Raw genomic sequence first — 16,136 nt, forward strand, 5'->3', positions numbered from 1 at the left:
TCATCTCCACGAGACCGCGATCATGAATCTTGCGAAACCCGTTTCCCTGGCCGTCCTGGCCACCGCGCTGCTGCCCTGCATCGCCAGCGCGCAGTCGAGCAACCGCTACGAAGGCAGGACCCTCACTGGCGACTGGGGCGGCACCCGCACCGATCTGTTCGAGCGTGGCATCGCCTTCCGCGGCGACTACGTGGGTGAAGCCATGGGTGTGGTCGATGGAGGCTACGGCGAAACCGGTGCGCGCTATGCGCAGCAGGTGCGCGTTGGCGTAGACCTGGACATGGGCACGCTGGCCGGCTGGAACGGCGGTGCCTTCCACTTCACCCTCAACGACCGTCGCGGCCGCAGCACCTCGGTGGACTTCGTCGGCAACCGCTTCCCCATCCAGGAAGCGTACGGCGGCCAGTACACGCGGCTGACCGAACTGAGCTACGACCAGACCTTCAACGCGGGGCAGTCGTACTACAAGCTGGGCTATTACGCGATGGGCAACCAGTTCGGCCTGCACAGCCTGCTGACCCACTTCGTCAATGCGGCGTTCTGCGCGCACCCGCTGGCGATGTCGGGCAACAGCGGCTGGTACAACTACCCCGTGGCACGCTGGGGCGGTGAGTTCGCCCAGCAGGTCAGCCCGGCCGTCAACGTTCGCACCGGCTGGTTCCAGGTGAATCCGAACCTGGGTGGCAACATCGAACGCAACGCGTTCCGTCCGCTCGCTTCCGGTACCACCGGTTCGCTGTTCCCGGTGGAAGTGACCTGGACCCCGTCCAAGGGCAGCCGCTACGCGGGCGTCTACAAGTTCGGCGGTTACTACGACACCTCACGCGTGGACAAGCGCGGTCTGGATGCTTCGCCGACGACCGGGCGCCACGGCGCCTACGTGCTCGCCGAGCAGCGTCTGACCCGGGAATCGGCCGATCCCAGCCGCGGCCTGACTGCGTTCGCGCAGTACATGGTGTCCGACACCGACACCGCGCAGATCAAACGCTGGTATGCGCTGGGCGGGGTTTACCAGGGCATTGGCTCGCGCGCCCAGGACAGCATCGCGCTGGGCTACGTAGGCGCCGACATCAACAACCGGCTGGTCGATGCGCGCCGGGCCACGCTGGCCGCCGGTGGCGTGCCTGGCGATTCGCCGCTGTACAACCTCAGCCAGGCCGAGGAGCTGTTCGAACTGTCCTACAGCGTCCAGGTAAACCCGTGGCTGATGATCCGCCCGGATGTGCAGTACATCGTCAACCCGGGCACGTTCAACTACAGCGGTACCGACAACGCCTGGGCCGTGGGCGTACAGGCCAAGGTGACCTTCTGATGGCCATGCGCTCCTTCCATGCTCTGGTGACCGCCATGAAGTTCCCGCTCGCTCCGGTTGTGCTGGCCGGTGCACTGTGCGCCGTCCCGGCGCTGGCCTTGGCCGCACCGCCGCCGGCGGTACTGCAGGTCGGCCAGTTGCGTATCGGCGAGGGCCATCCCCGCACCATCGTGCCGATCACTGGCGCCACCGCTGACGTGGCCCTGCAGCAGGCGGCGGCCATCGCTGCCAGCAAGGCCACCGACATCGCCGAGTGGCGCATCGACTACCTGGACATCGCCACCGATGGCAAGGCGCTGGTCACGCTGGGCAAGCGCATCCAGGCCACGCTGGGCGGCAAGCCGGTCATCGTGACGTTCCGCACCAAGGCCGAGGGCGGCGCCAAGCCGATCAGCGATGCCGACTACGGCGCGCTCTACGCGACGCTGCTGCGCGGCGGCGTGGCCCAGCTGATCGACGTGGAGATGTTCCGTGATCCGAAGGTGGTGCAGGCGCTGGTGGCGCAGGCGCACAAGGCCGGCGTGAAGGTGGTGATGTCCAACCATGACTTCCACGCAACGCCGCCCCGCGATGAGATCGTCGCGCGCCTGCTCAGGCAGCAGGCGCTGGGTGCGGACGTGCTGAAGATCGCGGTGATGCCGCGCGACGCAGGCGACGTGCTGGCCCTGCTCGATGCCACCTGGCAGGTGCGCCAGCAGAGCGACAGGCCGCTGCTGACCATGTCGATGGGGGGCACCGGTGTGGTCTCGCGCCTGGCTGGTGAAACCTTCGGCCAGGCGCTCACCTTCGGCATGATCGGCACTCCGTCGGCACCGGGCCAGGTCGAAGTCGATCGCCTGCAGGACGTCCTGCAGGTCATCCACGCATCCAGCCAGGCCGGTCACTGAGACCTTCCCCGCCGGACGTTCCACCGCATCACGCTGTTGCAGGAAACCGCCCCATGAGCCACGCCGCCCCCGCACCCTCGCTTGTCCTGGAACGGATGAGTCCCTTCCAGTGGACCGCCATCGCCATCTGCGTGCTGTTGAACATGCTCGATGGCTTCGATGTGATGGTCATGGCCTTTACCGCGCCGCATGTGTCGGCGGACTGGGAGCTGTCGGGCAAGGTGCTGGGGATGATGCTCAGCGCCGGCCTGGTCGGCATGGCACTGGGCTCGTTCCTGCTGGCGCCGTTGGCCGATCGCTGGGGCCGGCGGCCGATGATCGTGTGCTGCCTGCTGATCCTGACCAGCGGCATGGCGCTGTCGGCGCTGGCTGCCAACGCCTGGCAGCTGGGCGCGCTGCGCGTGTACACCGGCATCGGCATCGGCGGCATGCTGGCCGGCGTGGGCGTGATCACCGCCGAGTACGCCAATGCCAAGTGGCGCAGTACGGCGGTCGCGCTGCAGGCCACCGGCTATCCGATAGGCGCCACCGCCGGCGGTCTGCTGGCGGCGTGGATGCTGGAACACTGGTCCTGGCACAGCGTGTTCCTGATCGGCGCCGCGGCGTCGCTGGTGTGCATTCCGCTGGTGCTCAGGTGCCTGCCCGAATCGCTGGATTTCCTGGTTGCGCGTCGCCCGGCCGATGCGCTGCCGCGCCTGAACGCACTGCTCTCGCGCATGCGCATGCCGCAGCTGCAGGCGCTGCCGCCTGCGCCGCTGCGTGATGGCCAGCGGCAGGGCTATGCGGCGCTGTTCGTGGGTGACCTGCGGCGCGTCGCGCTGCTGATCGCGTTGGCCTTCTTCCTGCACATGTTCGCCTTCTACTTCGTGCTGAGCTGGACGCCGAAGCTGCTGGTCTCTGCCGGTGTCTCCGCCCAGCAGGGCATCACCGGAGGCGTGCTGTTGAACCTGGGCGGCATCGTCGGCGGCAGCCTGTTCGGCTGGCTGGCCTCGCGCTGGTCGCTGTCGAAGCTGACCGCCGGTGCGCTGCTGCTGGCGATGGTGTCGATGCTGGGCTTTGCCGCCTTCAACACGCAGCTGGGCATGGCCTTCCCGTTGGCGTTCGTGATCGGTGCAGCACTGTTCGCCGCGATGGCGGGCCTGTATGCCGCGGCGCCGGTGGTGTTCGCCGCGCAAGTGCGGACCACCGGTCTGGGATGGGCCATCGGCATCGGCCGCGTCGGTGCGATCCTCTCGCCGCTCACGGTGGGTGTGCTGGTGGATGGCCACTGGCGGCCCTCCGCGTTGTATGTGCTGTGCGCGCTGCCGCTGCTGCTGGCGGCCTGGGCGTGCCTGGGTCTGCGCGTGGGCGTGGGCCGGAACCAGCGTTGAACCGCGAGGGAGTCGTTGACTCAATGTGCGATTATCGAATCATGAGTGCGAATATCGCATTGACCGGACGGAGTGCCATGGCGACCATGTCGAGGCCGTGTTTTCCCTTCGCAGTGGCTCTGAAGCGAGGCGGTGATGACCGCTGGCGCGCAGGGCAAGGAGCAATGCAGTGATCGACAAGACCGTGGCCAGCGTGGAAGCAGCGGTGGCCGATATCCATGATGGCGCCACCGTGATGATCGGCGGCTTTGGCACGGCGGGCATGCCCGACGAGCTGATCGACGCGCTCATCGCACAGGGTGCGCGCGAGCTGTGCATCATCAACAACAACGCCGGCAACGGCGATACCGGCCTGGCCGCGCTGATCAGGCACAAGCGCGTGCGTCGCATCGTCTGCTCGTTTCCGCGCCAGGCCGATTCGCAGCATTTCGACGCCGCCTACCGCGCCGGTGAGATCGAACTGGAGCTGGTGCCGCAGGGCAATCTGGCCGCGCGCATCCACGCGGCGGGTTCCGGCCTGGGCGCGATCTTCACCCCGACCGGCTACGGCACCGAGCTGGCGCAGGGCAAGGAGACGCGTGAGATCGACGGGCGTCACTTCGTGCTTGAGTACCCGCTGCACGCTGATTTCGCGCTGATCAAGGCCGACCGCGGCGACCGTTGGGGCAACCTGGTGTACCGCAAGACCGCACGCAACTTCGGCCCGCTGATGGCGATGGCCGCGCGCTGCGCCATCGTGCAGGTGCGTGAGGTGGTGCCGCTGGGTGAACTGGACCCGGAGGCCGTGGTGACCCCGGGCATCTTCGTGCAGCGCGTGGTGCCGGTGGCCGCAGCGGGGGTGCAGGCATGAACAAGCTCAGCCGCGAACAGATGGCCGCGCGCGTGGCGCGTGACATTCCCGAAGGTGCCTACGTCAACCTGGGCATTGGCCTGCCGACCACGGTGGCCAATTTCCTGCCGGCCGACAAGGAGATCTTCCTGCAGTCGGAGAATGGCCTGCTGGGCATGGGACCGGCGCCGGCGCCTGGCCGGGAGGATCCGGATCTGATCAATGCCGGCAAGCAGCCGGTCACCCTGCTGACCGGGGGCTGCTATTTCCACCATGCCGATTCGTTCGCGATGATGCGTGGCGGCCACCTCGATATCTGCGTGCTGGGTGCCTTCCAGGTCTCGGTGCAGGGCGACCTCGCCAACTGGAGCACCGGGGCCCCCGATGCGATTCCGGCCGTGGGCGGCGCGATGGACCTGGCCATCGGTGCCAAGCAGGTGTTCGTGATGATGGACCTGTTCACCAAGAAGGGCGAGAGCAAGCTGGTGACCGAGTGCAGCTACCCGTTGACCGGGCTGCGCTGCGTGTCGCGCGTGTACACCGATGTGGCGGTGTTCGCTCTGGGGGCTGATGGCGCGACCGTGCTGGAGATGGTGGAAGGCATGGATATCGGACAACTGCGTGAACTGACCGGCCTGCCGCTGGCACTGGCCGAGGGAGCCTGAGATGAGCCTGCACGAGACCTACATCGTCGATGGCATCCGTACCCCGATCGGTCGCTATGGTGGTGCGCTGTCCGGCGTGCGCGCTGACGACCTCGGCGCGGTTCCGCTGAAGGCACTGCTGGCGCGCCACCCGCAGCTGGATCCGGCGCTGGTCGACGACGTCTACCTCGGCTGTGCCAACCAGGCCGGCGAAGACAACCGGAACGTTGCGCGCATGAGCCTGCTGCTGGCCGGCCTGCCGGTGACGGTGCCGGGCAGCACGATCAACCGCCTGTGCGGGTCGGGCCTGGATGCGATCGGCACGGTGGCCCGTGGGATCGCCACGGGCGAGCTGGGTCTGGCCATTGCCGGTGGTGTGGAGTCGATGTCGCGCGCGCCATTCGTGATGGGCAAGGCGACCTCGCCGTTCGCCCGCGACCAGCAGATTGAAGACACCACCATGGGCTGGCGCTTCATCAACTCCCGCCTGCGCGAGCTGCATGGCGTGGAGACCATGGGCCAGACCGCCGAGAACGTGGCCGAGCGCTACGCCATCAGCCGCGAGGACCAGGATGCGTTCGCGCTGCGCAGCCAGCAACGCACCGCCGTCGCGCAGGCGCGTGGATTCTTCGATGGCGAAATCGAGGCGGTGGAGGTGCCGGGCCGCAGGCGCGGCGAGACCGTGACTGTCGACCGCGATGAACACCCGCGCGGCGATACCACCGCAGACGCTCTGGCCGGACTGAAGCCACTGTTCCGGCAACCCGGAACGGTGACCGCAGGCAATGCCTCGGGCATCAATGATGGTGCCGCGGCGTTGCTGCTGGCGTCCGGTGCGCAGGTCAAGGCGCTGGGCCTCACCCCGCGCGCACGCATTCTCGGCTTTGCCAGCGCCGGCGTGGAGCCGGCAATCATGGGCATGGGCCCGGTGCCGGCCAGCCAGAAGCTGATGACGCGCCTGGGCTTGTCCATCGCCGATTTCGATGCCATTGAGCTGAACGAAGCGTTCGCCTCGCAGAGCCTGGCCTGCATGCGCCAGCTGGGCCTGGCCGATGATGCCGCGCACGTGAACCCCAACGGCGGCGCCATCGCACTGGGGCACCCGCTGGGCATGAGCGGTGCGCGCCTGGCCCTGACCCTGCTGCGCCAGCTGGAAGCCACCGGGGGCCGGCGTGGCCTGGCCACGATGTGCATCGGCGTGGGGCAGGGTGTAGCCCTGGCCATTGAGCGCGTGTGAGCCCCAACGAACCCATGATCTGCACGACAGCCGCGGCCTGCGGGCCGCTCGCCAACAGGAGTACGCCATGAGCGATCCCACTCAACTGCGCGGCTACCGCACGCCGTATCCCGGCAGCCAGCCGCCGCGCATCCACCTGCCGTATGCCTCCACCGCGCTGCGTGGCCCGGGTACCGATCCGATCGCCATCCCGGTGACGCTCTCGGAAGTGACCGGCCCGAGCATCAACCGCATCACCCTGGGTGAGCACGCCGCGGACCTGACCGCAGGTTTCCCCGGCCAGCCGCAGGGCGAGCGCATCATCGTCAGCGGCCGCGTGCTGGACGAGAATGGCCGCCCGGTGCGCAACACCGTGGTCGAGGTATGGCAGTGCAACGCTGCTGGCCGTTACCTGCACAAGGGTGACCAGCACGATGCACCGCTGGATCCCAACTTCAAGGGTACAGGCCAGGTGCTGACCGACAGCGAAGGCCGTTACCGCTTCACCACCATCAAGCCCGGCGCCTACCCGTGGCGCAACCACTACAACGCCTGGCGCCCGGCGCACATCCATTTCTCTCTGCATGGCGATGGCATCGGCCAGCGGCTGGTCACGCAGATGTACTTCCCCAACGACCCACTGCTGGCGTTCGATCCCATCTACAACTGCGTGGACGATGCCAATGCGCGCGCGCGCATGGTGTCCTCGTTCGATTGGGAGAACACGGCCAATGAGTTCGCGCTGGGTTACCGCTTCGACATCGTGCTGCGCGGTCGCAAAATGACCGTCTGGGAGTAAGACCATGAGTTTCCAATCCACTCCGTGGCAGACCGTCGGCCCGTACTACCGCCTGGGCCTGGAACCGCTGTACCGCACCGACATCGCCCCGGCCACCGCGCAGGGCGAACGCGTGCACGTGCAGGGCCAGGTGTTCGATGGCAATGGCGTGCCGGTGTCCGATGCCGTGCTGGAAATCTGGCAGGCCGACGCACAGGGCATCTATGCCCATGGCGAAGACCCGCGCCGCGACGACCACGACCCGGCTTTCGATGGCTGGGGCCGCGTGCCGACCGATGAGCAGGGGCGGTTTGCCTTCAGCACCGTCAAGCCGGGCCGCGTGCCGGGCCTGCGCGGCGAGCCGCAGGCACCGCACCTAATCGTGCTGGTGTTCATGCGTGGCCTGCTGCAGGCTGTGCGGGGTCGCATCTACTTCAGCGACGAGACCAGCAATGGCGAGGACGGCATCCTCGCGCTGGTACCGCCCGAGCGCCGTCACACGCTGGTTGCGCAGGCGCAGGGCAAGGGTCTGTACCGGTGGGACGTGCGCATGCAGGGCCCGGATGAGACGGTCTTCTTCGCCTACTGATCGCGGCGCGCGCGACGCGCCTTCCGGCCACTCCACGCCCGCACGCAGCGGGCGCGGGTAAGCTGTGGCCACCCAGGATGGACTGCACCGATGAGCCTCTCCCCAACGCTGCTGGGCGGTCTGTTCGGCGATTCTGCCGTCGACGCCGTGTTCAGTGATCAAGCGCGCCTGCAGGCGATGCTGGACGTCGAGCGCGCGCTGGCACGCGCGCAGGTGCGGTGCGGGGTGATTCCCGCCACTGCACTGGCCCCGATCGAAGCGGCCTGCCGCGCCGATCTGTATGCGCTGCCGGCGCTGTCGGCCGCCACCGCGCTGGCTGGCAACCCGGCCATTCCATTGGTCAAGGCGCTCACTGCGCAGGTCAAGGCGAATGATGCCGAAGCCGCGCGCTGGGTGCACTGGGGTGCCACCAGCCAGGACATCATCGACACCGGCGCCGTATTGCAGCTGCGCACGGCGGTCGGTCACGTGCAGACGCGACTGCAGGCGCTGTGCACGGCGTTGGCGCGGCTGGCCGAGGCCGAGCGCGGCACCGGTCTGCCGGGACGCACGCTGCTGCAGCAGGCCGTGCCGGTAACCTTCGGGTTGAAGGCCGCCGGTTGGCTTGATGCCCTGCAGCGCAGCCAGCGGCGCCTGGATGCGCTGGCCGAAGACACTCTGGTGCTGCAGTTCGGTGGCGCCGCGGGCACGCTGGCCTCGCTGCAGACGCGCGGGTTGGACGTGGCCGAGGCCCTGGCTGCCGAGTTGCAGTTGCCGCTGCCGGCGCTGCCCTGGCACACCGCACGTGATCGTATTGCCGAACTGGGCAGCGTGTTCGCGCTGCTGACCGGCAGCCTCGGCAAGATCGCCAGCGATATCGTGCTGCTGATGCAGTCCGAGGTGGCGGAGGCCTTCGAGCCGGCCGGGGAGGGCAAGGGGGGCTCCTCGGCGATGCCGCACAAGCGCAATCCGGTGGGCTGCGTGGCGGCCATCGCCGCCGCCACGCGCGTGCCGGGCCTGCTGTCCACGTTGTTCAGCGCCATGCCGCAGCCGCACGAGCGCGCGGCCGGGCAGTGGCATGCCGAGTGGGAGACCGTGCCGGAGATCGTCCGCCTGTGTGCGGGCAGCCTGGCCCAGGTGGAGATGGTGGTGCAGGGCCTGCAACTGGACCGCGCACGCATGCGCCAGCATCTGGACAGCCATGGCGGCCTGCTCTACGCCGAGGCCGTGGCGGTCACCCTGGGCGAGCGTATCGGCAAGTCGTCCGCGCACGCCCTGGTGGAGCAGGCCGCGAAGCAGGCGCTGGCGCAATCGCAGCATCTTCGCGACGTGCTGGCGCAGACGCCGGAGGTCACCTCGCAGCTTTCCGCTGCAGAACTGGATGCCCTGTTCGCTGCCGACAGCTGGCGCGGCATGGCCGATACCTGGATCGACCGCGTGCTCGCGCGCGGCTGATCCCCACGTTCACCGCTGGAGCACGCATGCCCTTCCTCGACCTTCCGCAGCACCGCCTGCATTACCAGACCGAGGGCCGTGCCGATGCGCCATGGCTGACGTTCTGCAATTCGCTCGGTACCGACCTGGGCATGTGGCAGCCGCAGGTGGGTGCGCTGGCCTCGCAGTATCGAATCCTGCGTTATGACCGTCGGGGCCACGGCCAGTCCAGCGCTCCGCCGGGCTTGTACACCGTGGCCGAACTGGGCGCCGACGTGCTGGCCCTGTGGGATCACGTGGGCGTCGAGCGCAGCCATTTCTGCGGTCTTTCGATCGGTGGTCTGACCGGGCAGTGGCTGGGCGTGCATGCGGGCAACCGGCTGCGCACGCTCACCGTGGCCGCCACCGCGGCGAAGATCGGCACGCTGGAGAGCTGGCAGGCGCGTATGGCCCAGGTCCAGCACGATGGCTTGTTGCCCCTCGTGGATGGCACCCGCGAACGCTGGTTCACCGCTGCCTTCGCACAGACCCATGCCAGCCAGGTGGAAGAGATCCTGCAGGTATTCCTGGCGACCCGCGTCGACGGTTACGTCGGCTGCTGCAACGCTGTGGCAACGGCCGACTTCCGCGATGTGCTGGGCCGCATCGGCGTGCCGCTGCTGGCCATTGCCGGTGATGATGATCCGGTGTGCGTGCCGACCGATCTGCAGGCAATCGCCGAGGGCGTGGCCCATGGCCACTACGCCGCTGTCCCGGGCCGCCACATCTGCAATCTGGAGTCGCCGCAGGCATTCACTTCCGCACTGGCTGCGCATCTTTCCGCGCAGCACTGACCCCCGCATAACAGGTAGACCACGATGGACGAACAGGAACGCTACGAAGCCGGCCTTGCGGTGCGCCGCCAGGTGCTGGGCGAGGCACACGTTGAACGCTCGCTGCAGGCGCGCACCGATTTCACCACCGAATTCCAGGACTTCATCACCCGCACAGCGTGGGGCACGGTGTGGACGCGCGAGGGGCTGCCGCGGCATACGCGCTCGCTGCTGACCATCGTGATGATGGTGGCGCTGGGCCACGACGAGGAGTTCAAGCTGCACATCCGTGCCGCCCGCAACAACGGCGTCACGCCGGAGCAGATCAAGGAAGTGCTGCTGCAGGCTGCGATCTACTGTGGCGTGCCTGCGGCCAACCACGCCTTCGCGCTGGCTAAGCCGATTCTGGAAGAGCAGGCCGCCGAGGGCTGATGCCGGTTCCGCCGGGCGTGGCCCGGCGCTACCGGGCCGCGTTGTGGTAGCGCCGGGCCATGCCCGGCGAGCGCAGCGGCCCACGATGACGCCGGGCCATGCCCGGCGGCGTGCCTCAATTCAACAACGTGCCCAATCGCTGCGCCGCTTCGCGCAGGCGCGGCAGCAGCTGGGTCTGCATCACGCCCAGACCGATACGGCCCGCCTGGGTGCCGATGTTCAACGCACCAATCACGTCACCGCTGCGCGAACGCACAGGCACTGCGATCGAGCGTAGGCCGATCTCCAGTTCCTGGTCGACCAGGGACACACCTTCGCGGCGCACCTTCTCCAGCGTGTCCAGGAAATCATCCATACGGGTGATGGTGCGCTCGGTGCGCGGCCGCAGCGGATTGCGTTCCAGATAGCCTTCCAGCGTGTCGCGCGGCAACGCCGCGAGCAACACGCGGCCCATCGATGTGCAGTAGGCAGGCAGACGGCTGCCCGCGCGCAGTCCAATCGACATGATGCGTACGGTTTCCGCACGTGCCACGTACAGGATGTCGTCGCCGTCCAGCACGCCCAGCGAGCAGGATTCATGCACGTCGTCGCGCAGGGCATCGAGCACCGGCTGCGCTGCGGCGGTCATCGACGACGACGCCACATAGGCACCGCCCATGCCCAGCACGCGCGGCAGCAGCACGTAGCCACGGCCCTGTTCGCCGACATAGCCCAGCTTTTCCAGCGTATACAGCACGCGCCGCACCGCGGCACGCGAGATGCCGGTATCGGTGCTGATCTGTGACATGGTCACTTCGCGTGGGTGCTGCGAGAACACGCTCAGCACGGCCAGGCCGCGACCGAGCGATGTCATGAAGTCCGGATCGCCCTGGTTGTCCTGGATCTGCTGCATCAGCTCATGGGCCAGGCCACGGTCCTGCGGCGGGACAGGAGCGCGCTTGGGGCGACGGCTGGGAGGAACGGCGGCAGGCATGGCAGCAGCTTTCATCGGGTTCGACCTTGCATGGTAAGCGCTCGCACCAGCAACCGGTACCCGGGTAGCGCCGCCCGGCAGGCGACGCTACGGGGCAGGGTTCACCTGCGCTCGGGCAGCGCGTAGGCAATCACGTAATCGCCGCGGTCCGGCGACTGGCGGGCGCCACCGGCGGAGATCACCACGTACTGACGGCCGGTCTTTGGCGAGACATAGGTCATCGGTGTGCCCTGGCTGCCCACCGGCATGCGTGCTTTCCACAGCTCATCGCCGGTACGGCTGTCGTAGGCACGCAGGTAGTAATCCTGCGTGCCCGCGAAGAACAGCAGGCCTGACTGGGTGGCCAGCGAACCGCCCAGGGTCGGCATGCCGATCGGGATCGACAGGCCCATCTTGATTCCCATCGGACCGGTGTCCTTCACCGTGCCCACCGGTACCTGCCAGACCAGTTTGCGGGTCGCCAGGTTGATCGCCGACATCGTGCCGAACGGGGGCTTCTGGCAGGGAATGCCAAGCTTGGACAGGAAGCGGTCGCGCAGCGAACCATAGGGCGTGCCGGTCTGCGAGGCCGCGCCCATTTCCACGCCGCCGTCGCCGCTGCTCATCTGCGCGCGCGGAATCAGCTTGGTCCACAGGCCCAGGCGCATGTCATTGACGAACAGATAGCCCGTGGTCGGGTCGACCGAGGCGCTGCCCCAGTTCATGCCGCCCAGCGAACCCGGCCATTGCAGCGCCAGGTCTTCGCCCGGCGGCGTGTACATGCCGTCGTAGCGGAACTGCTTGAACTGGATGCGGCACAGCATCTGGTCGATCGGGGTGGCTCCCCACATGTCCGACTCGGTCAGCGTTTCCGCGCCGATCTGCGGCAGGCCCACCGACAGCGGCTGGGTGGCGGCGTAGCGCTCGCCCTCGGCGTTGCCCTGCGGCGCCGGAATGTCGCGCACTTCGCTGATCGGCACGCCGGTCTGCCGGTTGAGCATGAAGATCTGCCCGGCCTTGGTGACCTGCAGCAGCGCCGGCAATGTGCCGCCCTTGCCGTCGGGTACATCGATCAGGGTCGGCTGTGCGGGCAGATCGTAGTCCCACAGATCGTGGTGTACGGTCTGGTACACCCAGCGTTCCTTGCCGGTGGCGACGTCGAGCGCGACCACGGCAGAGCTGTACTTGTCGTCCTGCGGCGTGCGTTCGCCGGCCCACTGATCCGGCGTGGTGTTGCCGGTGGGCAGGTAGACCAGGCCCAGTTGCGGGTCGTAGGCCATCGACGTCCACACATTCGGCGTCGCACGGGTGTAGTGGATCGACGGATCCAGCGGCACGTCCGGGGTCTCCTTTGAAAGATCCCAGATCCAGACCAGCGCACCGGTGCGCACGTTGTACGCACGCACCACGCCGGACGGTTCACCTACTTCGATGTTGTCGGCCACCCGGCCGCCGACCACGATCAGCTCGCCCGCCACCAGCGGCGCGGCGGTGAGGGTGTAGAAGCCGGGCTTGATCTCGCCCATGCCGACCTTCAGGTCGACCACCCCGTTGCTGCCAAAGTCCGGGCACAGGGCACCGGTGTTCGCATCCAGCGCGAACAGGCGGGCGTCGATGGAGGTCATCAGGATGCGCTTCCCGCACAGCGCCGGGCCAGTGCTCGCCACGTCAGTGGCCGGCACTGGTGCCGGTGCAGCCGTCGTCGCGGCGGCCGGTGCGGTGGTCGCATCGAAATAGCCCAGGCCCCGGCAACGCTGCCAGTTCGGTGCAGTGGCCTTGGGATCGAAGGCCCAGCGCTGCTTGCCCGAATCGGCATCAACGGCGATCACCTGGTTGTGGGGGGTGCACAGGTACAGGGTGTCGCCGATCTGCAGCGGGGTGTTCTGGTCTTCGGCGCCGAAGCCGTTGCTTTCCGGTACATCGCCGGTGCGCGCGGTCCAGGCCACCTGCAGCTCTTTCACATTGGCCGGGGTGATCTGGTCCAGTGCGGCAAAGCGGGTACCGGCGGTGGTATTGCCCCAGTGCATCCAGTCGCGCTGCTCAGCGCCCTTGGCCACGGGCACTACGGGGGGTGTGGTGCCCTGCGCCGCCTGCACGGGACGCGGCTGGAACGCTGCGAATGCAGTACCCAGCAGACCCACCAGCAGCACTGCAGCCACGCCATGGGCGCCGCGACCGGCCACCTGGCCGCGGCTGCGGCGCAGCACCGGCCAGGCCAAGGCGACCAGCAGGGCGAGCACGGCTGGCATCACCAGGCGCGAAACCAGCGGCCAGAAATTCCAGCCGGCATCCACCAGCGCCCACGGCAGCGTAGCCACGAACGCCAGGCCGTACAGCAGCGCACCGTTCGGCCTGCGCATCACCAGCAGCACGCCGGCCACGGCAGACGCTACACCCATCAGCAGGAAGTACCAGCTGCCCCCCAGCTGCACCAGGCGTACGCCGCCGACCAGCAGAGCCAGGCCGAACAGCGTCACCAGGATGCCGAGCAGGATCACCAGCACACGGCACACGGCCGGAACCTTCGTCGTCTCGTCCACGTTGCATGAACCTCATTGCAGGAACCCGCGCGAAGGCGGGGAAGCCCCGCGCGCGCCAGGCGTGGCGGGGGGCGACGGCATCCAGGGCGGCTGCGGGCCGTGACGGCGTGCAGGCGTCGATCTGCTTATGACGCAAGGCGGGTGAATGACCGATCACGGCGATTATCGCACGCGTGTGCGATTTTGGCGTGATGCTGTGTCGCCATTGATGGAACGCAGCGGCGCGAAGATGCCGGGAACGGGCAGCGTACGGACGAACCGGTTACCCTATGCCGCCATACAAGCTGGTAGCTGCAATGACCGACGCCACCGTGGCCGTCCCCGCGTGGGCCTCGCGCCTGCGCGACATCGCCGATTTCCCCAAGCCCGGCATCCTGTTCAAGGACATCATGCCGCTGCTCGCGCACGGCGAGGACTTCCGTGATGCCATCCGCGCGATGGCCGACCGCTGGCGCGACCAGAAACTGGACGCGGTGGTGGGTATCGAATCGCGCGGTTTCATCCTGGGCGCCGCGATGGCACTGGAACTGGGCGTCGGCTTCGTGCCGGTGCGCAAGCCGGGCAAGCTGCCCGGCCAGGTGCTGCGCGAGGAATACACACTGGAGTACCGCAGCGACTGCATCGAAGTGCATGCCGATGCGCTGGCGGCCGGCGCGCGCGTGGCGATCATCGATGACGTGCTGGCGACCGGCGGCACGCTGGTGGCCGCATTGTCGCTGGTGCGCCGGCTGGGCGTGGACGTGGTCGGTGCTGGCGTCCTGGTCGAGCTGGATGGCCTGGGTGGCCGCGCCCGTTGGCAGGCGGACCTGCCGCTGCACACCGAGCTGGTGTTCTGAGACTGCCGCCGGGCATGGCCCGGCGCTACCGGCTTTGGAACTGTCGCCGGGCATGGCCCGGCGCTACCTGTCGCTGGGCCTTACATCATCCGTACGCGGAAGCGGCGGCCCTTGATCTTGCCGGCCTCCAGTTTCGCCACGGCGTTGCTGGCCTGCTCGCGCGCGATCGCCACGTAGGAGCGGGTCGGGAAGATCGCGATCTTGCCGATGAACTTGCCCGACAGGCCGGCGTCGCCGGTCAAGGCGCCGAGGATGTCGCCCGGGCGCAGCTTGTCTGTCTTGCCACCGTCGATGCGCAGGGTGCGCATCGCTGCCTGCGGCAACTCGGCGGGGCGTGACGTCGCCAGCGGCGTTTTCTGCCAGTCCAGCGAGCGCCCCATCTGTGCTTCGATCGCTTCGGCGCGGGTCTTTTCGCGGCCCGCCACCAGGCTGATGGCCAGGCCGCTGGCGCCGGCACGGCCGGTACGTCCAACGCGGTGCTGGTAGCTTTCGACATCGGTCGGCAGCTCGTAGTTGATCACCGCCGCCAGCTCTTCCACGTCCAGACCGCGCGCGGCGACGTCGCTGGCGACCAGCACGTTGCAGCTGCGGTTGGCCAGGAGCAGCAGCACTTCCTCACGGTCACGCTGCTCCATGTCACCGTGCAGGGCCAGCGCCGAGAAGCCGAACTGCTGCAGCGAATGGGCGACCTCATCCACGTCCTTGCGGGTATTGCAGAACACCACCGCCGATTCGGGCGTGTACTTGAGCAGCAGGCCGGCCAGCGCCTTCTGCCGATGGGCCGGCTCGACCTCGCAGAACAGGTGGCGGATGGCCGGCGCCTGGTCAGCGCCTTCCACCGTGACTTCAACGGCATCGCGCAGCAGATCACGTGCAATGGCACGGATGCTGTCGGGGAAGGTGGCCGAGAACAGCAGGCTCTGCCGGTCCTTGTGGGTGCGTCCGGCGATTTCGCGGATGGGCTCTTCAAAGCCCATGTCGAGCATGCGATCGGCTTCGTCCAGCACCAGCGTGCGCACCGCGCCAAGATTCAGCGCGCGCTTGCGTGCCAGCTCCTGCACGCGGCCAGGGGTGCCGACCACCACGTGCGGGTCGTGGCCTTCCAGCGAAGCCAGCTGCGGTCCCAGCGGCACGCCGCCGACCAGCAGCAGCAACTTCAGGTTGGGGATGCCGGTGGCCAGCTTGCGGATCTGCTTGCCGACCTGGTCGGCCAGTTCGCGGGTCGGGCACAGCACCAGCGCCTGCACGCGGATCAGGCTCGGATCGATCGCCTGCAGCAGCCCCAGGCCAAACGCAGCGGTCTTGCCGCTGCCGGTCGGAGCCTGCGCGATCACGTCGCGGCCATCGAGGATGGCGGGCAGGCTCTGGGCCTGCACAGGGGTCAGGGTGGTGTAGCCGAGGGCATCCAGGCCGGGCTGCAGGGCCGGGCTCAGCGGCAGGGTCGAGAAATCAGTCATGGCGCATTGTACCTGCGCGCGCGGCCGTCACCGTCTCCCGGGGCAGCGGCCGTATCGGCAGACCTGCGC

15 protein-coding genes are annotated in these 16,136 nt (G+C 68.1%); 12 read left to right on the top strand and 3 right to left on the bottom strand.

What is annotated here, in order from left to right; genetic code table 11:
- Positions 1-22: 22 nt before the first annotated feature.
- The 11 genes from N8888_RS07530 (at position 23) to pcaC (ending at position 10,282) form a co-directional block, all read left to right on the top strand.
- Entirely contained in the window at positions 23-1,312 is a 1,290-nt protein-coding gene (locus N8888_RS07530) for a carbohydrate porin (RefSeq protein WP_111185624.1), read from the top strand.
- Positions 1,312-2,199, top strand: a complete 888-nt coding sequence (aroD, locus tag N8888_RS07535; RefSeq protein WP_263177934.1) for a type I 3-dehydroquinate dehydratase — start codon at positions 1,312-1,314, stop codon at positions 2,197-2,199. Before N8888_RS07530 ends, aroD begins: the two co-directional genes overlap by 1 nt.
- A 53-nt stretch (positions 2,200-2,252) precedes the next feature.
- Positions 2,253-3,569, top strand: coding sequence for an MFS transporter (locus tag N8888_RS07540; RefSeq protein WP_193396263.1), 1,317 nt, complete (start codon positions 2,253-2,255; stop codon positions 3,567-3,569).
- A 169-nt stretch (positions 3,570-3,738) separates the two neighbouring features.
- Complete coding sequence (locus N8888_RS07545) at positions 3,739-4,419, top strand: 3-oxoacid CoA-transferase subunit A (protein ID WP_053517770.1); 681 nt, start codon at positions 3,739-3,741, stop codon at positions 4,417-4,419.
- Complete coding sequence (locus N8888_RS07550) at positions 4,416-5,063, top strand: 3-oxoacid CoA-transferase subunit B (protein WP_111185628.1); 648 nt, start codon at positions 4,416-4,418, stop codon at positions 5,061-5,063. The genes N8888_RS07545 and N8888_RS07550 overlap by 4 nt, the downstream gene beginning before the upstream one ends.
- 1 nt (position 5,064) lies before the next feature.
- Complete coding sequence (pcaF, locus tag N8888_RS07555; protein ID WP_428992951.1) at positions 5,065-6,279, top strand: 3-oxoadipyl-CoA thiolase; 1,215 nt, start codon at positions 5,065-5,067, stop codon at positions 6,277-6,279.
- A gap of 67 nt (positions 6,280-6,346) precedes the next feature.
- Positions 6,347-7,057 carry a protocatechuate 3,4-dioxygenase subunit beta gene (gene pcaH / locus N8888_RS07560; RefSeq protein WP_111185630.1) on the top strand — a complete coding sequence of 237 codons (711 nt, stop codon included), beginning with the start codon at positions 6,347-6,349 and terminating at the stop codon, positions 7,055-7,057.
- 4 nt (positions 7,058-7,061) lie between these two features.
- The gene (gene pcaG / locus N8888_RS07565) at positions 7,062-7,625 is read left to right on the top strand and encodes a protocatechuate 3,4-dioxygenase subunit alpha (RefSeq protein ID WP_111185632.1); all 564 of its coding nucleotides are present in this window, start codon (positions 7,062-7,064) and stop codon (positions 7,623-7,625) included.
- A gap of 90 nt (positions 7,626-7,715) precedes the next feature.
- The gene (locus tag N8888_RS07570; protein WP_263177935.1) at positions 7,716-9,059 is read left to right on the top strand and encodes a 3-carboxy-cis,cis-muconate cycloisomerase; all 1,344 of its coding nucleotides are present in this window, start codon (positions 7,716-7,718) and stop codon (positions 9,057-9,059) included.
- A 26-nt stretch (positions 9,060-9,085) separates the two neighbouring features.
- On the top strand, positions 9,086-9,871 hold the full coding sequence (gene pcaD, locus N8888_RS07575) for a 3-oxoadipate enol-lactonase (protein ID WP_193396267.1): 786 nt from the start codon (positions 9,086-9,088) through the stop codon (positions 9,869-9,871).
- Between the two features lie 24 nt (positions 9,872-9,895).
- A complete protein-coding gene (gene pcaC / locus N8888_RS07580) occupies positions 9,896-10,282 on the top strand; it encodes a 4-carboxymuconolactone decarboxylase (protein ID WP_065181323.1) in 387 nt (128 codons plus the stop codon).
- A 115-nt stretch (positions 10,283-10,397) separates the two neighbouring features.
- On the opposite strand, the gene N8888_RS07585 is transcribed toward pcaC, so the two are convergent.
- Complete coding sequence (locus N8888_RS07585; RefSeq protein ID WP_197572672.1) at positions 10,398-11,255, bottom strand: IclR family transcriptional regulator domain-containing protein; 858 nt, start codon at positions 11,253-11,255, stop codon at positions 10,398-10,400.
- 101 nt (positions 11,256-11,356) lie between these two features.
- On the bottom strand, positions 11,357-13,774 hold the full coding sequence (locus N8888_RS07590; protein ID WP_263177936.1) for a membrane-bound PQQ-dependent dehydrogenase, glucose/quinate/shikimate family: 2,418 nt from the start codon (positions 13,772-13,774) through the stop codon (positions 11,357-11,359).
- Between the two features lie 296 nt (positions 13,775-14,070).
- Between N8888_RS07590 and N8888_RS07595 the strand changes: the two genes are divergently transcribed.
- On the top strand, positions 14,071-14,610 hold the full coding sequence (locus tag N8888_RS07595) for an adenine phosphoribosyltransferase (RefSeq protein WP_053517758.1): 540 nt from the start codon (positions 14,071-14,073) through the stop codon (positions 14,608-14,610).
- Positions 14,611-14,690: 80 nt separating this feature from the next.
- Here the strand turns inward: N8888_RS07595 and dbpA are convergent, their stop codons facing one another.
- Positions 14,691-16,067 carry an ATP-dependent RNA helicase DbpA gene (gene dbpA, locus N8888_RS07600; RefSeq protein WP_263177937.1) on the bottom strand — a complete coding sequence of 459 codons (1,377 nt, stop codon included), beginning with the start codon at positions 16,065-16,067 and terminating at the stop codon, positions 14,691-14,693.
- Between the last annotated feature and the right edge of the window lie 69 nt (positions 16,068-16,136).

Origin of the sequence: Stenotrophomonas maltophilia, from assembly GCF_025642255.1 — a bacterium.
GTDB lineage: Bacteria > Pseudomonadota > Gammaproteobacteria > Xanthomonadales > Xanthomonadaceae > Stenotrophomonas > Stenotrophomonas maltophilia_P.